This is a genomic window from Alcaligenes sp. 13f (genome assembly GCF_020496585.1).
GTDB classification, from domain to species: Bacteria; Pseudomonadota; Gammaproteobacteria; order Burkholderiales; family Burkholderiaceae_B; genus Alcaligenes; species Alcaligenes phenolicus.
Genome location: NZ_JAHKKC010000001.1, coordinates 197,141 through 214,525 on the forward strand (window position 1 = coordinate 197,141; position 17,385 = coordinate 214,525).

The 17,385-nt window shown below is 54.2% G+C and carries 19 protein-coding genes; 14 read left to right on the plus strand and 5 right to left on the minus strand.

Annotated features, from left to right (window positions below; all coding sequences use genetic code 11):
- Positions 1–143: 143 nt before the first annotated feature.
- Genes KOE80_RS00890 through KOE80_RS00900 form a run of 3 tightly spaced genes read right to left on the minus strand, consistent with a single transcriptional unit; the run spans position 144 to position 1,865 of the window.
- Positions 144–638 (minus strand): dihydrofolate reductase, encoded by a 495-nt coding sequence (locus KOE80_RS00890; RefSeq protein ID WP_026485021.1) that lies wholly within the window; start codon positions 636–638, stop codon positions 144–146.
- A complete protein-coding gene (locus KOE80_RS00895) occupies positions 635–1,435 on the minus strand; it encodes a thymidylate synthase (protein ID WP_035275513.1) in 801 nt (266 codons plus the stop codon). The genes KOE80_RS00890 and KOE80_RS00895 overlap by 4 nt, the downstream gene beginning before the upstream one ends.
- Positions 1,436–1,442: 7 nt before the next feature.
- Positions 1,443–1,865: an OsmC family protein gene (locus tag KOE80_RS00900; protein ID WP_226348127.1), complete on the minus strand. Its 423-nt coding sequence runs from the start codon at positions 1,863–1,865 to the stop codon at positions 1,443–1,445.
- A gap of 550 nt (positions 1,866–2,415) precedes the next feature.
- Between KOE80_RS00900 and KOE80_RS00905 the strand changes: the two genes are divergently transcribed.
- From KOE80_RS00905 to coq7, 6 genes are read left to right on the plus strand one after another with little or no spacing between them, the layout of a single operon-like run.
- The gene (locus tag KOE80_RS00905) at positions 2,416–4,071 is read left to right on the plus strand and encodes a cbb3-type cytochrome c oxidase subunit I (RefSeq protein WP_035271261.1); all 1,656 of its coding nucleotides are present in this window, start codon (positions 2,416–2,418) and stop codon (positions 4,069–4,071) included.
- A 7-nt stretch (positions 4,072–4,078) separates the two neighbouring features.
- On the plus strand, positions 4,079–4,669 hold the full coding sequence (locus KOE80_RS00910; protein WP_226348128.1) for a cbb3-type cytochrome c oxidase subunit II: 591 nt from the start codon (positions 4,079–4,081) through the stop codon (positions 4,667–4,669).
- Between the two features lie 55 nt (positions 4,670–4,724).
- A complete protein-coding gene (locus tag KOE80_RS00915; RefSeq protein ID WP_026485026.1) occupies positions 4,725–5,312 on the plus strand; it encodes a c-type cytochrome in 588 nt (195 codons plus the stop codon).
- A gap of 21 nt (positions 5,313–5,333) precedes the next feature.
- Positions 5,334–5,969 carry an SCO family protein gene (locus KOE80_RS00920; RefSeq protein WP_009461119.1) on the plus strand — a complete coding sequence of 212 codons (636 nt, stop codon included), beginning with the start codon at positions 5,334–5,336 and terminating at the stop codon, positions 5,967–5,969.
- The gene (locus KOE80_RS00925) at positions 5,969–6,604 is read left to right on the plus strand and encodes a hypothetical protein (RefSeq protein ID WP_226348129.1); all 636 of its coding nucleotides are present in this window, start codon (positions 5,969–5,971) and stop codon (positions 6,602–6,604) included. The genes KOE80_RS00920 and KOE80_RS00925 overlap by 1 nt, the downstream gene beginning before the upstream one ends.
- Positions 6,605–6,635: 31 nt before the next feature.
- Positions 6,636–7,304, plus strand: a complete 669-nt coding sequence (coq7, locus tag KOE80_RS00930; protein ID WP_045930824.1) for a 2-polyprenyl-3-methyl-6-methoxy-1,4-benzoquinone monooxygenase — start codon at positions 6,636–6,638, stop codon at positions 7,302–7,304.
- Between the two features lie 200 nt (positions 7,305–7,504).
- Here the strand turns inward: coq7 and KOE80_RS00935 are convergent, their stop codons facing one another.
- Positions 7,505–7,789, minus strand: coding sequence for a DUF1330 domain-containing protein (locus tag KOE80_RS00935; RefSeq protein WP_226348130.1), 285 nt, complete (start codon positions 7,787–7,789; stop codon positions 7,505–7,507).
- A gap of 1 nt (position 7,790) precedes the next feature.
- Complete coding sequence (locus tag KOE80_RS00940) at positions 7,791–8,468, minus strand: GntR family transcriptional regulator (RefSeq protein WP_226348131.1); 678 nt, start codon at positions 8,466–8,468, stop codon at positions 7,791–7,793.
- A 174-nt stretch (positions 8,469–8,642) separates the two neighbouring features.
- Here KOE80_RS00940 and KOE80_RS00945 point away from each other — a divergent pair, with 174 nt between their 5' ends.
- The 8 genes from KOE80_RS00945 to KOE80_RS00980 all read left to right on the plus strand — a co-directional run bounded on the left by KOE80_RS00945 (position 8,643) and on the right by KOE80_RS00980 (position 16,880).
- Positions 8,643–9,245, plus strand: coding sequence for an amino acid synthesis family protein (locus KOE80_RS00945; RefSeq protein WP_226348132.1), 603 nt, complete (start codon positions 8,643–8,645; stop codon positions 9,243–9,245).
- Entirely contained in the window at positions 9,214–10,023 is an 810-nt protein-coding gene (locus tag KOE80_RS00950; protein ID WP_226348133.1) for an alpha/beta fold hydrolase, read from the plus strand. Before KOE80_RS00945 ends, KOE80_RS00950 begins: the two co-directional genes overlap by 32 nt.
- Before the next feature lie 21 nt (positions 10,024–10,044).
- The gene (locus tag KOE80_RS00955; protein ID WP_226348134.1) at positions 10,045–10,962 is read left to right on the plus strand and encodes a flavin reductase; all 918 of its coding nucleotides are present in this window, start codon (positions 10,045–10,047) and stop codon (positions 10,960–10,962) included.
- A gap of 1 nt (position 10,963) precedes the next feature.
- On the plus strand, positions 10,964–12,001 hold the full coding sequence (locus KOE80_RS00960) for an LLM class flavin-dependent oxidoreductase (protein ID WP_226348135.1): 1,038 nt from the start codon (positions 10,964–10,966) through the stop codon (positions 11,999–12,001).
- Between the two features lie 9 nt (positions 12,002–12,010).
- Positions 12,011–13,480 carry an aldehyde dehydrogenase gene (locus KOE80_RS00965; RefSeq protein WP_226348136.1) on the plus strand — a complete coding sequence of 490 codons (1,470 nt, stop codon included), beginning with the start codon at positions 12,011–12,013 and terminating at the stop codon, positions 13,478–13,480.
- A gap of 105 nt (positions 13,481–13,585) precedes the next feature.
- Positions 13,586–15,007 (plus strand): purine-cytosine permease family protein, encoded by a 1,422-nt coding sequence (locus KOE80_RS00970; protein ID WP_226348137.1) that lies wholly within the window; start codon positions 13,586–13,588, stop codon positions 15,005–15,007.
- 26 nt (positions 15,008–15,033) lie between these two features.
- Positions 15,034–16,488 (plus strand): NAD-dependent succinate-semialdehyde dehydrogenase, encoded by a 1,455-nt coding sequence (locus KOE80_RS00975; RefSeq protein WP_226348138.1) that lies wholly within the window; start codon positions 15,034–15,036, stop codon positions 16,486–16,488.
- Complete coding sequence (locus KOE80_RS00980) at positions 16,485–16,880, plus strand: carboxymuconolactone decarboxylase family protein (protein WP_226348139.1); 396 nt, start codon at positions 16,485–16,487, stop codon at positions 16,878–16,880. The genes KOE80_RS00975 and KOE80_RS00980 overlap by 4 nt, the downstream gene beginning before the upstream one ends.
- Positions 16,881–17,385: the final 505 nt, after the last annotated feature.

The window sequence follows — 17,385 nt, forward strand, 5'->3', positions numbered from 1 at the left end:
CCTTGGTCTTGCCTGATTTCGGCGGACTGATCGCAAAAAAGGCCTGAATCCGTGTCATCGGATTCAGGCCTTTTATTTGGTTTCGAGCATACGCGGTTAAGCGTGCAGTGAGACGGATAGCTTGGGCCAAGTAGCCGGTTTTCTTAACTACGGCGGCGATACGTCACGTAGTCGTAAGTGAAACCGTTTTCCTCAGGCTGAGGCAGGCGCTCCACTTCCTGCCACTCACCGGCAGGCAGTTCGGGAAAGAACGTATCGCCATCCACATCTGCCTTGATCTCGGTGGCGATCAGTTCCTGCGCCACAGGCAGGGCCAGACGGAAAAGCTGTTCGCCACCAATCACGCAAGCGGTTTCAAAGCCGGGACAGGCTGCCAGGGCATCGTCCAGGTTGCTGAACACCTGTGCACCTTCTGCCCGGTAATCCGCATTGCGGCTGATCACCAGATTCGGGCGGCCAGGCAAAGGACGACCCAGCGACTCCCAGGTCTTGCGACCCATGATGATGGGCAAGCCCATGGTCACGCGCTTGAAGTGCTGCAAATCGGAAGGCAGGCGCCAGGGCAGGTCGTTATCCTTGCCTATGCAGCGATTGGCCGCATAGGCAACGACCAGACGAATGAAAGGGGTAGAACTCATACGGCAACAGGCGCCTTGATATGGGGGTGAGGATCATAGTCGGTGATTTCGAAGTCTTCGTACTCGTAATCGAACAGACTGGCGGGTTTGCGCTTGATCGTCAGCTTGGGGTAGGGGCGAGGCTCGCGCGAGAGCTGTAACTCAGCTTGCTCGAAGTGGTTGGAGTACAGGTGGCAGTCGCCGCCGGTCCAGATGAAATCGCCCACTTCCAGGTCACATTGCTGCGCCATCATGTGAGTCAGCAAGGCGTAGCTGGCGATATTGAAGGGCACACCCAGGAAAATATCGGCACTGCGCTGGTAGAGCTGGCAGGACAGCTTGCCGTCGGCCACATAAAACTGGAACAGGGCGTGGCATGGGGGCAGGGCCATCTGGCCCACATCCGCCACGTTCCAGGCCGAAACAATCAGGCGACGTGAATCGGGATTCTTGCGAATTTGCTCCACCAACTGGCTGATCTGGTCGATATGACGGCCATCGGGAGTGGGCCAGGAGCGCCATTGCACACCATAGACCGGGCCCAGATTGCCGTCCTTGTCGGCCCATTCGTCCCAGATGGTTACGCCGCGCTCTTGCAGCCAGCGCACATTGGACTCACCACGCAAAAACCATAGCAATTCAATAAAGATACTGCGGGTGTGCAGCTTTTTAGTGGTGATCAGCGGGAAACCCTGCGACAGATCGAAGCGCATTTGGTGGCCAAATACCGAGTTCGTGCCGGTACCGGTGCGGTCCCCTTTGGGAGTGCCTTGGGTGTAGACCAGGCGCAGCAGGTCTTCGTAGGGATAGAGGGACATGGTGGCCTCAGGCTTGCTGAATGTCGACGGAATGGGTGATCTCGGCAGTTTTGCCCAGCATGGCCGAAGCGGAACAGTACTTGTCGTGCGACAGTTGTACGGCGCGCTCAACGGCGGCCTGGGGCAGGTCCTTGCCAGTGACCACAAAGGTGAAGTGAATCTTGGTAAAGACTTTGGGGTCGGTGTCGGCGCGTTCGGCCGTCAGTTTGACCTGACAGCCGGTAATGGCGTGACGACCACGTTTGAGGATCAGCACCACGTCGTAGGCTGCGCAGCCACCGGCGCCGGTCAGCAGCATTTCCATGGGGCGTGGAGCCAGGTTATTGCCGCCCCCTTCAGGTGCACCGTCCATGGCCGTCACATGACCACTGCCTGTACGGGCAACGAACAACATTCCGTCTTTGCCGCCCCAGTCGATTGTGCATTCCATATGAATTCCTTTGTTTGCAGTGCGAGCCAAGACTCGTCAGTAGATTGATAGCAGTGATTGTACTTTTTGATGAGGTCGTGTGAAACGTCTGCCGCTTGCTTGTGGGGCTATGTCGACCACACCTGGTTTTGTTGCCTCTGATTACGGCTTTGTGTTGGGCTTGCCGTGGCCCGTATAAGAAATTCCATATAGGCAAATCAGAGCAGAACCAGGCTCTTTGTAAGATTTAGACTGGTTTTGTTGTTTGTCCTAGGATAAAATGCAGTGCGGTACACGGCATTTTGAAACAGATATGTCACAGGGGTTTACCCTCGCCTATAATGGCTGTCGCCTGTATACCAAAAAATGTCGTGCTCGTATTTGTTCTGTCTCAATAAACCTTGCTTTCAATGGGGGCTTTATTCGGACGTCACAAGCGGGTGTTTTAACATGACGGCTCTCGCGACCTAGGCAGTCGCAGATTTTTTGCGTCCATGCTCTTTTGATCTGCGACGCGTCAAGGTGCCGCCGAGCTGCTTGGCAGCTTCACATTAACCAGGCCTGGATCATTGTGAATACCGTTTCAATACTGCTACTAGCTTTCATATTGTCCGTTACAGGACTCTTTGTTTTCATCTGGTCGTTACGCCGTAACTTCTTTGACCACAGTCCCGCTGCTTCGCGAGAGATCTTCTCCAAAGGCGAAATCGGGCAGGTAGATGACCCCTCCGCCACCCCTGAACAACGTCAGGCACTTCAAGAAGAAATGGGCCGCAAGGCAATTTCGGCTGAAGATCGTCAGGCGCTGAGCCTTGAATTGGCAGAACGCGTGGAAGCCGACCGCTCCTCCGCCAAGGTCACGTTCATTTTGCTGGCCTGTTCGGTCTTCTGGCTGATCTTTGCCTCGACGGCAGGCTTGATCAGCTCGATCAAGCTGCACGATCCCGAATTTCTGACGCAACACGCCTGGATGACCTTTGGTCGCATGCGTACGCTGCACCTGAACGGTGTGGCTTACGGCTGGGCTCCAATGGCCGCGTTCGGCGTTGCCATGTGGATGCTGCCTCGTTTGCTCAAGACTCCCCTGATCGGTGCGCGTTATGCCATCACGGGCGGGATCTTGTGGAACATTGGCCTGGCTATCGGCCTGACATGTATCGCGATGGGTATCACCGACGGTATGGAATGGCTGGAAATGCCTTGGCAGGTTGATATCCTGATGGTTATCGGTGGTGCTCTGGCTGCCTTGCCTTTGGTCTTCACCTTGCAAAACCGTCGTGCTCACCACCTGTATGTGTCGGTGTGGTACATGGGCGCAGCCCTGTTCTGGTTCCCTATCCTGTTCCTGGTCGGTAACCTGCCTGCCGTGCACGTGGGTGTTGAACAAGCAACCATGAACTGGTGGTTTGGCCACAACGTGCTGGGTCTGTTCTACACCCCGATGGCTCTGGCTTCGGTGTATTACTTCCTGCCCAAGATCATCGGTCAGCCTATCAGCTCCTACAACCTGTCTCTGGTGGGTTTCTGGGGTCTGGCATTTTTCTACGGTCAGGTTGGTGGTCACCACTTGGTTGGCGGTCCTGTGCCGCAGTGGATGGTTACCCTGTCCATCGTGCAAAGCATGATGATGATCATCCCCGTGCTGGCTTTCTCGATCAACCAGCACTACACCATGAAGGGTCACTTCCGTACCCTGATTCACTCGCCCACCCTGCGCTTTATCGTGCTGGGCGGCATGATGTACACCGTCAGCTCCATTCAAGGTTCTTTTGAAGCGCTGCGCAGCATCAACACGATTACCCACTTCACGCACTTCACGGTTGCCCACGCCCACATCGGCTTGTACGGCTTCTTTACCATCGTGATGTTCGGTGCCATCTACTACGTGATGCCGCGCGTGCTGTCCTGGGAGTGGCCTTACCCCAAACTGATCTCCCTGCACTTCTGGCTGGTTGTGATTGGTTTCTCCATCTACGCTATTGGTCTGAGCATTGGCGGTTGGTTGCAAGGTCTGGCCATGCTTGATCCTGCCAAAGCCTTCATGGAATCGGTGTTTGTCACGATGCCTTACCTGAAGTCGCGCTCGATTGGCGGTGGTTTGATGACTCTGGGTCACCTTGTGTTTGCCTTCCACTTTGTGGCAATGGCTTTGCGCTATGGCAGCCGTCGTATTGGTCCAGCCCTGTTTCACCAGCGCTCGGCAACTCGCAATGTAGTGGAGGCATGATTTAGTCATGGAAAGCGAATACAAACTATTGGGCGGCGCCATGGTGACGCTCGCCCTGGCCACATCGGCTCTGGTCGTTGTCCCTTACCTGCAAGTTAAAAAGGTGGAGCCTTCTCCAGGCCTGAAGCCTTACACGGAAGTGCAACTGCGCGGCCGTCAGCAATACATTGATATGGGCTGTGTCTACTGTCACTCGCAGCAGCCACGCAGCCAGAACCAGGCTCCTGACTTCCAGCGTGGCTGGGGTCGTGCCTCGGTAGCAGGCGACTACTTCTACGACACACCTCACCTGCTCGGCACCATGCGTACTGGACCAGACTTGCTCAATATTGGTGCTCGTCAGCCTAGCGTGGACTGGCACCTGGGTCACTTGTATCAGCCTCGTGCTTATACTCCTGGCAGCAATATGCCTTCATACCCCTTCATGTTCGAGCTCAAGGACAAGGCAGAGGAAGGCGACAAGGTTGTCAACTTGCCAGGTGATTTCGCACCAGAAGGCAAGGTGGTTGTGGCCAAGCAAGAGGCCCTGGACCTGGTTGAATACCTGTTGGCGCTGGATCGTACGTATCCCGTATCGCCAGCCAGCGTTATCAAATAAACAGGCATTGCTGAGCTAGCGCGCCCCGCAGGGCGGGGCGCCTCGGAGAATTAGAATGAGCGACAATCGTAAATATGAAGCACAGCTGCGTGAGCATTCCGATCCGGAAGAGAACGCAGCACCGATCCCTTGGGTGGTTCTGCTGATCATTGCAGGTCTGTTCCTGTGGGGCATCTACTATATTTTCAGCAGTGACCTGAGTCATGACGCAACCGTGGGCGACAACCGTATCGTTGCCGACTTCGAGTTGCCAGAAGGCGCAGTAGATGGTCAGCAGCTGTTTGTGGCCCAATGTGCTGCCTGTCACCAGGCAACGGGTGCCGGTGTTCCAGGCGTGTTCCCTCCGCTGGTGGGTTCCGAATGGGTACTGCGCAAGCCTGAGGTTTTGGTCCAGATCATGCTGCACGGTATTACGGGTGAGATCACGGTCAAGGGGAATAAGTACAATGGTGCGATGCCCGAGTTCCGCGAGAAGTTCAATGACGAGGAAATGACGGCCGTTGTTAATTACCTGCGTACAGAATTGGGTGGCAATAGCGCCGATCCTGTGGACGTGGCCTTTGTCAAAGCCGAACGTGAAAAAACAGCCGATAAAACCGATCATTGGAATGGGGACGCTGATCTGGCTCCCATGGAAGAGTAAGACTGAAATGATGGGCCAGCGATGAGACTATTTATAAGTATTCTCCTGGTCTTCGCCCTGGGTATTGGGGCACTGGCCCATTTGACGCAAGGGTTCTCCGCCCTGACAGCCGAGACGGCCCGTCGCAATGATGTTGCCGCCTCGCCGCGTCTGATCTCCGATGTCGAAGTACTGCTCCCTGCCGGGGGCAGTACCCAGCTAAGCTCTCTGCTGCAAAACGATGGCCGTATTACCATCGTCAATTTCATCTATACCCGCTGTGTCACGCTATGTCTGGCGATGGGCTCGGAGTATCAGCAACTGCAAAAAGCGATTGTGGACGAAGGCTTGCAGGACCGTATCCGCCTGCTGAGCATCAGTTTTGATCCCACCGATTCGCCTGATCACCTGCGCCGCTATAGCAAAACCATGAAGGCCAACCCGGACGTCTGGCAATTTGTCACCATGATGCCCGGCGAACAGCGTCAGCGTGTGCTGGATGATTTTGGTATCGTCGTTATTCCCGCCCCTTTTGATGAGTACGAGCACAACGCGGCCTATCACGTTGTCAGTGCCGAACCGCGCCTGGGTCGTATCGTGGATTACGGTGAACCTATGTTGGCCCTGGCGTATGCCAAGCGTGCCCTCGAGGATCTGGATAAGAAGGGAGCGATGTAATGTCCTTAAAACGTGTCGTCGAATCCCCTAAAGTACGTCCTTATTTTGGCAGTGCCCTGGCCTTGCTGGCGGCGCTCCTGTTTGCCGCTGCCGCCTTTTGGGACCGGCCCCTGACGGCCTCCATGAGTCTGCACATGCTGGTGCATATTCCCTTGTTGGTCTTGTCAGGCATTACCTTGCAGCTGGCCCTGCGCTATCAGGGCGTAGGCCGTTCGGCTGCCATGCAGGCCTTGCTGCGCCCGTATTACGCCCTGAATGAATATGGTTTGCCCGGTCTGATCATGGTCAGCTTTGCCGCGGCTTACTGGATGGTTCCCAAAGCACTGGACGACGTTCTGGTATCGCCTCCCATGGCCACCGCCAAATATATCGGTCTGGTCTTGATGGGCATGGTGTTCATGGAGTCCTGGCGACGCGCCCACCTGGTGTTTCGCTTGTTCTTCTTCGGTAACTTCAGTTGGATGATGGCCATTGTTGGTCTGCTGTATTACGACAATCCGGTTCGGCTCTGTAATTTCTATCTGCAGTCTGACCAAGAGATTGCCGGCATAGGCCTGGTTATCATGGCTTGTGTGCTGCCATTGCTTTGGCTCTTGTCTGAGAGCAAGGCAGTGATCGCCTTTTTGCGGCAATAATACCCATCCATTTTGTTTTGCAGGTGTCCTCATGAGCCATACCGTTTCCAACAGCGATACCCGTCTGTACCGACGTAACAGCTTTTTTGACCAGATTCTGAGCGAGACGAATCGGGCCCTGGAAGTATTGGGACGTTCGGCACGCGCGTCGCGCCCGAATCCCGCTGGCAAGGAAGTGTCCGAGATTACGGCTGACGAAGCCCGCCATGCTGCCGGCTTGATGCGTGTGAACCATGTAGGCGAGATTTGCGCCCAAGCCTTGTACCGTAGCCAGGCCATGCTGTGCAAAGATCCCCAGGCAACCGAAGTGCTGCTGCAAGCCGCCCAGGAAGAAGTCGACCACCTGGCGTGGTGCGATGATCGTTTGCGTGAGCTGGACAGCCGTCCCAGCGTGTTCAACCCTTTGTGGTACGCCGGTTCCTTTGCCTTGGGCTTGCTCGCCAGCCGGGCAGGGGTGCCGTATAACCTGGGCTTTATGGCCGAGACCGAGCGTCAGGTTGAGGAGCACTTGGAAAGCCATCTGGAGTCCTTGCCAGCCACCGATAATCGTTCGCGCCGCATTGTGGAAAAAATGCGCGATGACGAAATCGAGCATCGCCGCACAGCCGAAAATCATGGTGCAGCGGGTTTGCCGCCTCCGGTAAAAACCTTGATGCGCATGATGTCCAAAGTCATGACGACGACGGCTTATCGTTTGTGATTTTGCCTCTTTTAAACGAAACCCGGCCCTTTTGTTGATGCCGGGTTTTTTGTCGCCAGATTGCTCCAGAGTAGAAGCACGTCCCTCATCTGGCGACAGTAGCGGAGGGCGGGCTCGTGCCGTGTGAATGAGGCTCTTTATTTTGCACAGCCGTCACCAAAAAGGTGTTTGACCGTCTGTATTGGAATGACTGGGGAGCTTTAAAGGCCGTTCACAATCGTGATTTGAGCGACGCTGCATCCTTGGCGCTTGGCTTTAGCCGCTTGGTATTCGGGGGAGTGATAGCAGGCCAAAGCAGTCTCGTAATCGCGAAATTCAATCACAACCTGACGTTGATATGCCTGACCCTCTAAGCAGGTGGCCTGGCCACCTCGGGCGAGAAATCTAGCCTGATATTTTTGAAAAGCCGCGGGAGCGACGCTGGTGTAATCCGTATAGCGCGTGGGGTCCAGAATATCGATATGAGCGATCCAGTAGGCAGCCATTTCAGTTGTCTCCTTCTTGAGTGGCCAGAATACGTTGGGCAATGGCGGCTGCTTCTGTGATGTGTTCCAGAACGGCTTGTTTAGCCATGTCGGCATCTCGATGCAGGTAGATTGCTTCGCAAATACGCTGGATCCGCAACTGTCCGCTAAGCTCCCGATCAGTGGATTTGAGCGTCATGGCGCGTAGGCGGCTGATTCGGCCATTAAGCCGCTGCACAATTTCCCAGGCGATGTGGTGGTGTGCGGCGGTGAAAATGGTTTCGTAGAGCTGGGCGGATGCCGACAGAATCAGGGGGATGTCTTCGGTGCCAAAACTGTTTTTCAGTTCTGATAGTGCGGTTTTCAGTTTTTGCGCCGTGTCTTCGGTCAGGTTGCGGGTACAGTCGGCAACCGCGCTTTGCTCCAGCAAAAGACGAACCTGGTAGATCTGCGAGGCGACGTCCCAGTTCAAGGTGGCTACGATCGGGCCCTTGTTTGGCAAGATTTCGACCAGGCCTTCGGCCTCCAGATATCGAATCACTTCTCGTATTACGCTGCGGCTAACTCCCAGCTCTTCTCCCAAGCTGCGTTCAACGAGCCGTCTGCCGGAAGGGAAATAGCCAGTAATGATCGCATTGCGAAGTTTTGCTTGGCAAAGTTCACGCAACGTGGCCGGAGGATGCTCAATCTTCAGATTCATGATGAAAAAAACTGAATAAATAAAGTGGCTACATCGTAGCGTATTCCGCTGGTGATGAAGGTAGACGCAATGATATCGATCTATTATACGGGTATTCCCTACTTGGTATACCATAAGATGGTACACCATAATGGCGCTTCGTTTATTTATTTATATCTTCAAGAAGGTTGTGGAATGAGCCTGATACGAAAAACCATTTTGCATGTCGAGACGGTGTATATGGACGGCCTTAAGGCCGGTGAGCGTCCTTTGAAAATGGTGGCGGCAGCCGCCATCCTTCGTAATCCCTGGGTCGGTCGTGGGTTCGTTGAGGATCTATCGCCAGAGATTCGTGACATTGCGCCGCAGCTCAGCGAGCATCTGACCAAACTCATCATTGATGAAATTGGTTCAGGCGATGCGGTCGAAGCGTTTGGTAAAAGCGCCGTTGTCGGTCTGGATGGCGAGCTGGAGCATGCCTCCGCGCTGATCCACACGCTGCACTTTGGCAATATTTATCGAAGCGCTGTCAAAGCCAAGTCTTACCTGGCCTTCACGAATACCCGTGGTCCCGCTAATGCCCCCATTCTGGTACCGATGATGGACAAGAATGATGAGGGTCGTCGCTCCCATTATCTGACTTTGCAGTTTGCTGTGCCGGATGCGCCTGCGGCCGATGAAATCGTCGTGGTGCTCGGTGGCGCGACCGCTGGGCGCCCGAATCATCGTATTGGCGATCGTTACTCGGATTTGAAAGAGCTTGGTCATGATGTCGAAAATCCGGCTGCTGTCAAATAAGCGCGTTGCCCATTATCTGGAGCAAGGAGCAGGCGAGCCCTTGGTGCTGATTCACGGCGTTGGCATGCAGGCCGAGGCCTGGTATCCCCAGATGGCTTTCTTTGCGGCAACGCATCAGGTGATCTCGGTGGATATGCCTGGGCATGGTCAAAGCACGCCCCTGATGTCGGGGGCGACGCTGGCTGATTATGTGGACTGGATGATCGATTTTCTGGAAAACATGGCCCTGAGCCCCGTTAATTTGTGTGGTCACTCGATGGGGGCCTTGATCGCAGCGGGGGTCACGATAGAGCGTCCGGATTTAGTCCGGCGACTGGCGGTGGTCAATGGCGTGCATCGGCGTGACCAAGCAGCACGTCAGGCGGTGATTGCCCGGGCGCAGTCGTTGACGGAAGGGTATGTGGATGTGCAGACCCCGCTGACTCGTTGGTTTGAAACCGGCCCTGCGCATGCGCCCATTGTGAGCAAGGTCAAAGGTTGGTTGGAGCAAGTGGACTTGCAAGGCTATGCCACTGCCTACAGCGCATTTGCTTACGGCGATGTGCTATATGCCGATCGTTGGTCCGAGGTGCAGTGCCCTGTGTTGGCATTGACCGGGGCGGATGACCCTAACTCTACCGCGCAGATGTCGCGCACGATGGCCAGCTTGTCGGCAAAAGGGACGGCGGTGGTGCTGGAGTGTGAACGACATATGGTGAACCTGACAGCGCCTGATCAGGTCAACCAAGCCCTGACGCGATGGCTGGCAGTGCAAAGCTGCAACTATGCTGTGGCTTGAGCGTCAACAGGAGGAAACATAATGGAAGACAGAAAAAAAGCGCTGCGCGAGGCCTTCGGTGCTTTCATGACGGGTATTACGGTGGTTACGACGCGTACGGACGATGGCGCACCAGTTGGCTTTACGGCCAATTCTTTTTCATCGGTCTCATTGGACCCGGCCTTGTTGTTGGTCAGCATTGCCAAATCGTCCAGTAATTTTGAGACCTTTTCTGGTACTGGGCATTTTGCTATCAATGTGTTGGCTGAGAGTCAAAAAGATATCTCCAATACCTTTGCCCGCCCTAACCCCGATCGCTTTGCCGGATTGGACTGGCACTTCAGTGAACATGGCAGTCCCGTGTTGGGCGGCAGCAGCGCCTGGTTCGACTGTTGCATGCATCAGGTGGTAGACGCGGGCGATCATGCCATCTTGATTGGGCGGGTCATGAACTTTGAGTCCGCCGGTTATGCCGGCCTAGGCTATTATCGCGGCGGCTATTTCACGCCCGCCGCCTTGTCGACCGAGGTTATTGCCGGACCTAAAGTCGTGCTCAATGCCATTGTGGTTCATGACAATAAAGTGCTGCTGGAGCAGAACGCAGACAAAACATGGGCATTGCCAGCGATCGAGGTCGGACTGCAGGGAGCGGATGAGGCCTTGAATCGCTTGCTGAACCAGGTCCAGCCCGAGGCGTCAGCCAGTTTCGTGTACGCGGTCTATCACCACGCAGCCAATCAACATCAATACATTTCCTTTTTGTGCAATACGCCGTTGAGCGAGTCTTTGCGGGGATGTTATGTCGATCTGGGTGCCTTGGAGGACTGGCCAATGGCCGACTCCGCCCAGGTCGCCATGCTGGCCCGCTATCGCCGTGAAAGTCAGGTCAAGACCTATGGCTGGTATCGAGGCAGTCATGAGGCCGGTGTTGTCAAAGAGATGTTGAATCAGGAGTTTTGAAATGCGTTTTTCTCTTTTCATTCATATGGAGCGTGTCAATGAGCAACAGACTCATCAGCAGCTTTATGAAGAAATGATTGAGTTGTGCCAGATTGCTGACGAAGGGGGCATGCATGCAATTTGGACGGGTGAGCACCATGGCATGAACTTTACGATTGCACCCAATCCCTTGTTGAATTTGGTTGACCTGGCTAACAAGACTAAGAATGTGCGGCTGGGTACGGGAACGGTTGTGGCGCCATTCTGGCATCCGATCAAGCTGGCCGGTGAGGTCGCCATGACGGATATCTTGACCAATGGACGACTGGAGCTGGGAATTGCGCGTGGAGCCTATGCCTTTGAATATGAGCGCCTGATGCCCGGTCTGGACCCGTGGGGAGCAGGGCAACGCATGCGTGAACTGATTCCTGCCCTGAAAAATTTGTGGAAGGGTGATTACATCCATGAGGGTGAGTTCTGGCAGTTTCCCAAGACCACTTCGGCTCCGCAGCCCTTACAACAGCCGCACCCACCGATCTGGGTTGCAGCGCGAGACCCTAACAGTCATGAGTTCGCCGTATCCAACGGCTGCAATGTGCAGGTAACCCCGCTGCATTTTGGTGATGAAGAAGTGGAAAAACTGATGGGTCATTTCAAGGCCGCCTGCCAGAAATTCTCGGAGATCCCACAGCCGGAAATCATGCTTTTGCGTCATACCTATGTGGCCGACAGTGAGCAGGATGCGCAATTGGCAGCCGAAGAAATCAATGTTTTCTATAACTACTTTGGTGCCTGGTTCAAAAATGAGCGTGAGATTTCACAAGGCCTGATTGCGCCCTTAAGTGAAGCGGAAATTGCGGCGCATCCCATGTATTCGCCACAAATCATGCGTCAAAACAATGTCATTGGGCAGGCGCAGGAAGTCATTGATCGCCTTAAAGCCTATGAAGCGATGGGTTATGACGAGTATGCGTTCTGGATTGATACCGGTATGAGCTTTGAACGCAAGAAGGCGTCGTTGGAGCGCATGATTCATGAAGTCATGCCAGCTTTTGCATAGGAATACGCGATGAAGGCTCCATTTCAACTGTATATCGATGGTCGGTTCGAATCAGGTGCCGCCAGCTTTGAGAGTATTAATCCTGCAAGTGGGCAGGGGTGGGCACAGATGCCCGAGGCCCGCTCTGATGAGGTTAATCGGGCAGTGGAGGCGGCGCATCGTGCCTTGCATGATCCCGCCTGGGCCGAGTTGACAGCTTCCCAACGGGGCAAGTTGCTCTATAAGTTGGCCGACTTGCTGGAGCAAGCTGCGCCAGAACTGGCAGCCATTGAAACTGTCGATACGGGCAAGATTATTCGGGAAACCCGCAGCCAGATCGCCTATGTGGCGGAGTATTACCGATACTACGCCGGGGTTGCGGACAAGATCGAAGGACAGTTCATTCCCGTGGATAAGCCGGATATGAACGTATGGATGACGCGTGAACCGGTGGGGGTGGTAGCGGCGATTGTGCCCTGGAACAGCCAGTTGTTTCTGTCTGCCGTCAAGCTTGGTCCTGCGCTGGCAGCCGGTTGCACGGTGGTGCTCAAAGCGTCGGAAGAAGCGCCTGGTCCCTTGTTGGCCTTTGCGCGAGTGCTGGATCAGGTGGGTTTTCCGGCGGGTGTTGTCAATGTCATCACTGGGTTTGGGCCGGAGTGCGGAGCCGTGTTGAGCAGTCACCCAAAAGTCGCGCATATTGCGTTTACGGGCGGACCGGAAACCGCACAGCGCATCGTCGGCAATAGTGCCAATAATCTGGCTAAGGTTTCTCTGGAGCTAGGGGGCAAATCACCGTTGATGGTCTTTGCCGATGCGGATCTGGACAGTGCGGTCAATGCACAGTTAGCGGCGGTATTTGCCGCTAGCGGTCAAAGCTGTGTGGCCGGATCACGCTTGTTGCTGCAGGCCAGTATCAAGGATCGTTTTTTAGAGCGCCTGATTGAAAAAGTGAAGGCGATCCGGATAGGCGATCCTCAGGATATGGCAACGGAGTACGGGCCTTTATGCACGGTGCGCCAGATCAGCACCATTGAGCGTGTGGTGGCCAGTTCCCTGGCTCAAGGCGCACGCTTGTTGGTAGGCGGTCAGCGACTGGAAGCGGTGGGCCATTTTTATGCACCGACGGTACTGGATTGCAGCCAGGCGCCGCAGGCAGACAGCATGAGGATCGAATTGTTCGGGCCTGTTTTGTCTGTCGACGTTTTCCATGATGAGCAGGACGCCATTGCCAAGGCCAATGATACGGACTACGGCTTGGCAGCCGGGGTCTTTACGACGCAACTGACTCGTGCGCACCGTTTGTCCAAAGCCTTGCGGGCGGGGGTGGTATGGCTCAATACCTATCGGGCAATTTCGCCGTTAGCGTCGTTTGGCGGGTTCGGGCTATCTGGGCACGGCCGCGAAGGTGGTCTGGCTGCGGTGCTCGATTACACCACGACTAAAACGGTCTGGCTTCGCACCTCGGATGAGCCGATGGCTGATCCATTCGTCATGCGTTAAGTAAAGGAGCTACCGCAGTATTTCGACGATCTTGTTCAGGGCTTGGCTTGCGCAGCACGGCGGGCCAACGCCTCGCTACGATTCACTACACCTAAGAGAATAATTATGGGACAACTGGAAACTGGGTGTCAGGACCCAGAGCAGGGCGTGTTTGCGATTGAAAGCCGCTCGATCGATTATGTGCCGTCAGATGACCGGCATGGCAAGCCACAGGATTTATTCACTTTGTGGTTTTGTACCAATATTGCGCCCTTGGCAGTGATTACGGGTGCCATGTCGATCCAGGTTTTTAAACTGGACATGATCAGTGCCTTGCTGGCGATTTGTGGCGGGCATTTTTTTGGTGGCATTGCCCATGCCTTGTCCTCAGCCCAGGGGCCCCAGGTGGGAATTCCGCAAATGATCCAAAGTCGTGCGCAGTTTGGCCGTTACGGGTCTTTGTTGGTCGTGCTGTTTACTACTGTGATTTACCTGGGGTTTTTTGTCTCCAATATTATTTTGTCCGGTAAGACCTTGAATGCTGTAGTGCCGGTTTTGCCCTTGTCCACCGCTACCATCATGGGCGCTGTATTGGCGACCGGTATTGGCATTTTGGGCTATCACTTTATTCACCGCTTTAACAAGATTGGTATGTGGTTCATGGGGGGCGCCCTGGTCATTGGCATGGCTCTGATGGTGCCGCATATTAATACACAGGTGCTCAACCAGGGGCAATTCACCCCGACAGGCTGGTTCTCCATGTTTGGCTTGTGCGCTGTCTGGCAAATCAGCTTTTCGCCTTATACCTCTGATTACTCCCGCTACCTGCCCCAATCTATCGGTATTGCAAAGCCATTCTGGTACACGTATTTGGGCTCAACATTAGGCACTATTTTTGCCTTTGTGTTTGGCATGGTGGCGGTGGGTATTGGTTTTCATAGCGATGCCATGCAGGCAGTGAAAACCTATACGGGCGGCTTTGGTTCCATTTTGATGGTGCTGTTTTTGTTGAACATCATCGGTCATAACGCCATGAATCTTTATGGCGCCGTTCTGTCGTGCATTACGTTTATTCAGACGTTTGCAGGGCAGTGGATGCCTAGCAAGCGGATTCGCGTGGGGCTGTCGCTGGTCCTGCTGCTGGGTTCAACAGGGGCGGCGTTGTGGGCTTCCAGCAATTTCATTGGCATTTTCATCAATGCGGTGTTTGCCTTGCTGTTTATTCTGGCACCGTGGGTTGCGATCAACTTGCTGGATTTTTACCTGATCAACCATAAGCGATACGACATTGAAGCTATTTTTGCCGTGGATGGCGGGGGTTACGGCAAGTTCAATTTGAAGGCTCTGTGTGCTTATTTTTTTGGCATTCTGGTGCAACTTCCTTTCCTGAAAAATGAGTTGTTCGAGGGAGTTTGGTGGGATGTGCTCGGTGGGGTGGATGTGTCCTGGATGATTGGCCTGGCAGCCAGCGCTTTACTGTATTACGGATTAAATGTTGGCAAGGCGCGTTCCAGCATGGCTGCCCGGATGGCCTCCGAAGCTGTTTAATTCTCTGTTTTAAAAGGAAAGAAAGGATGTTGAATCAACTGAGTTTGTTTCATCAACAGGCATTTGTTGGCGGGCAGTGGTGTGACGCTGAGACGGGTGAGCGGCGGGAAGTGATCAATCCAGCGACACAATCGTGCGTTGGATCAGTACCCAATATGGGGCAGGCCGAGACGCAACGTGCGATTGATGAGGCTGTCCGGGCGTGGCCTGAGTGGAGAAGCAAGACGGCTAAAGAGCGCTCGGAAGTATTGAAGCGTTGGTATCACTTGATGCTGGAAAAAGCCGATGAACTGGCCTTGATCTTGACGACTGAGCAGGGCAAGCCTCTGGCTGAGGCCAAGGGGGAAATCGTGTATGCCGCCAGCTTTATTGAATGGTTTGCCGAAGAGGCCAAACGTGTATATGGCGATTTGATTCCCAGCCCTTATACGGATGCCCGTATTGTAGTCAGCAAGCAGCCCATAGGGGTGGTCGCGGCGATTACGCCGTGGAATTTTCCAGCGGCAATGATTACGCGCAAAGTCGGTCCTGCTTTAGCGGCGGGTTGCCCGTGCATCGTCAAGCCGGCTTTGGAGACGCCCTTTACCGCACTGGCCTTAGTGGATCTGGCGCAGCAGGCCGGTGTTCCAGCAGGCATCTTCAGTGTGGTGACTGGGGATGCCCAAGCGATTGGTGAGGCATTTTTTCAAAGTGAGCAGGTTCGTAAATTTACCTTTACCGGCTCCACGCTCATTGGCAAGTTGCTGTACGAAAAGTCGGCACAGACCTTGAAGAAGGTGTCTCTGGAGCTGGGCGGCAATGCTCCCTTTATTGTGTTTGACGATGCAGATCTGGATGCGGCGGTAGACGGGGCGTTGGTGGCTAAATTCCGCAATGCGGGCCAGACCTGCGTGTGTGTGAATCGTTTACTGGTGCAGTCCGGTATTCATGATGAGTTTGTGGCGGCGTTGCAGGCCAAGGTTCAAGCGCTATCGGTGGGAGATGGGTGTCAGCCAGGTGTGGATATTGGTCCGTTGATCAACGAAAGTGCTGTAGCCAAGATACAGACACAGATTCAGGATGTGCTGGATAAAGGTGGGCAACTACGGACGGGAGGGAAGCGTCATGAGCGAGGAGGTTGGTTCTTTGAACCTACCTTGATGACAGGCGTCACTGCTCAGATGGAGGTGGCCACACATGAGACGTTTGGTCCCTTGGCGGCTGTCTTCAAGTTTGATACGGAGCAGCAGGCGCTGGCGATGGCAAACGATACGGAGTTCGGTTTGGCCGCCTATTGCTACACGCGTGATCTGGGCCGGGCCTGGCGTTTGAGCGAACGGCTGGATTATGGCATGGTCGGTATTAATCGCGGCATTATTTCGAATGAAGTGGCCCCTTTTGGCGGGATCAAGCAATCTGGGCTGGGGCGAGAAGGCTCAAAGTACGGGATTGATGATTATTTAGATATCAAATACAGCCTTTTTGGAGGGTTGTCCTTATGAGCAAAAGTAAGTTTGAGAAAGGGCTGGAAATACGTCGTCAGGTGTTGGGGGATGCTTATGTCGATCAAGCGATTGGGCGGGCGGATGCGTTCATGCAGCCCTTGCAGGAATTAGTCACGGAGTACTGCTGGGGGCATGTGTGGGGGCGTGATACGTTGAGCCTGGCGGAGCGCAGCATGGTTAATCTGGGCATGATTGCAGCGCTGAATCGCCCTCATGAACTCAAATTGCATGTCAAAGGTGCGTTGCGTAATGGGTTGTCGACGGAGAAAATCCGCGAGGTGTTGCTGCAGGTTGGCATTTACGCAGGCGTTCCAGCCGCTGTCGACAGCTTCCGTATTGCTCGTCAGGCCATTGAGGAGTACCAGAAAGAGGAAGTGGGCTCGCTCTAAGAGTGGTAAATGAGAGCAAGCTCGCTGCCCTAGGGATAACGACTAGATACTTGCTAGGATATTTGCGTTAGGAAATTGATGCATTAAAGCGACAAGATGGGCGTCTAAGGGTTTTCCACGGTATTTATCTTGCATTGCACCATTTTTGTAGGTAGACTTTAGTCATTGGATGTTGAAAAGAAAGCGGGAAATAAGCAAAAGCACAAGCGTAATAACCCTTAGCTTTCTGGCTCGATACTTTATCTGGTAGCCCAACTTGCCACGATTGTCTCCTCCACCCTCCTCCTTTGGTGGATTTGCCCGAGATCTCTAGATCTCGGGTTTTTTTTTGCCCGTATCTTTTGTTTGTGAGTGTCCTGTCTTGAAGGGCCAGCATTTACGGGGCTTCTGGCCTTGTTGATGCCCGTGCGGCTCGCCGCCGCTGTTTTGGCTTCACATGAAAAAAAATACTGCACAGTCTGAATAGGAAAAGCCTTGCCCATCATAGTGGATGGACAAGGCTTTT

Excerpts from the sequence above, each read along its gene's own strand:
- KOE80_RS00890 (WP_026485021.1), bottom strand. The coding sequence starts at position 638 with ATGAGTTCTACCCCTTTCATTCGTCTGGTCGTTGCCTATGCGGCCAAT.
- KOE80_RS00895 (WP_035275513.1), bottom strand. The coding sequence starts at position 1,435 with ATGTCCCTCTATCCCTACGAAGACCTGCTGCGCCTGGTCTACACCCAA.
- KOE80_RS00900 (WP_226348127.1), bottom strand. The coding sequence starts at position 1,865 with ATGGAATGCACAATCGACTGGGGCGGCAAAGACGGAATGTTGTTCGTT.
- KOE80_RS00910 (WP_226348128.1), top strand. The coding sequence starts at position 4,079 with ATGGAAAGCGAATACAAACTATTGGGCGGCGCCATGGTGACGCTCGCC.
- KOE80_RS00915 (WP_026485026.1), top strand. The coding sequence starts at position 4,725 with ATGAGCGACAATCGTAAATATGAAGCACAGCTGCGTGAGCATTCCGAT.
- KOE80_RS00920 (WP_009461119.1), top strand. The coding sequence starts at position 5,334 with ATGAGACTATTTATAAGTATTCTCCTGGTCTTCGCCCTGGGTATTGGG.
- KOE80_RS00925 (WP_226348129.1), top strand. The coding sequence starts at position 5,969 with ATGTCCTTAAAACGTGTCGTCGAATCCCCTAAAGTACGTCCTTATTTT.
- coq7 (WP_045930824.1), top strand. The coding sequence starts at position 6,636 with ATGAGCCATACCGTTTCCAACAGCGATACCCGTCTGTACCGACGTAAC.
- KOE80_RS00935 (WP_226348130.1), bottom strand. The coding sequence starts at position 7,789 with ATGGCTGCCTACTGGATCGCTCATATCGATATTCTGGACCCCACGCGC.
- KOE80_RS00940 (WP_226348131.1), bottom strand. The coding sequence starts at position 8,468 with ATGAATCTGAAGATTGAGCATCCTCCGGCCACGTTGCGTGAACTTTGC.
- KOE80_RS00945 (WP_226348132.1), top strand. The coding sequence starts at position 8,643 with ATGAGCCTGATACGAAAAACCATTTTGCATGTCGAGACGGTGTATATG.
- KOE80_RS00950 (WP_226348133.1), top strand. The coding sequence starts at position 9,214 with ATGATGTCGAAAATCCGGCTGCTGTCAAATAAGCGCGTTGCCCATTAT.
- KOE80_RS00955 (WP_226348134.1), top strand. The coding sequence starts at position 10,045 with ATGGAAGACAGAAAAAAAGCGCTGCGCGAGGCCTTCGGTGCTTTCATG.
- KOE80_RS00960 (WP_226348135.1), top strand. The coding sequence starts at position 10,964 with ATGCGTTTTTCTCTTTTCATTCATATGGAGCGTGTCAATGAGCAACAG.
- KOE80_RS00965 (WP_226348136.1), top strand. The coding sequence starts at position 12,011 with ATGAAGGCTCCATTTCAACTGTATATCGATGGTCGGTTCGAATCAGGT.
- KOE80_RS00970 (WP_226348137.1), top strand. The coding sequence starts at position 13,586 with ATGGGACAACTGGAAACTGGGTGTCAGGACCCAGAGCAGGGCGTGTTT.
- KOE80_RS00975 (WP_226348138.1), top strand. The coding sequence starts at position 15,034 with ATGTTGAATCAACTGAGTTTGTTTCATCAACAGGCATTTGTTGGCGGG.
- KOE80_RS00980 (WP_226348139.1), top strand. The coding sequence starts at position 16,485 with ATGAGCAAAAGTAAGTTTGAGAAAGGGCTGGAAATACGTCGTCAGGTG.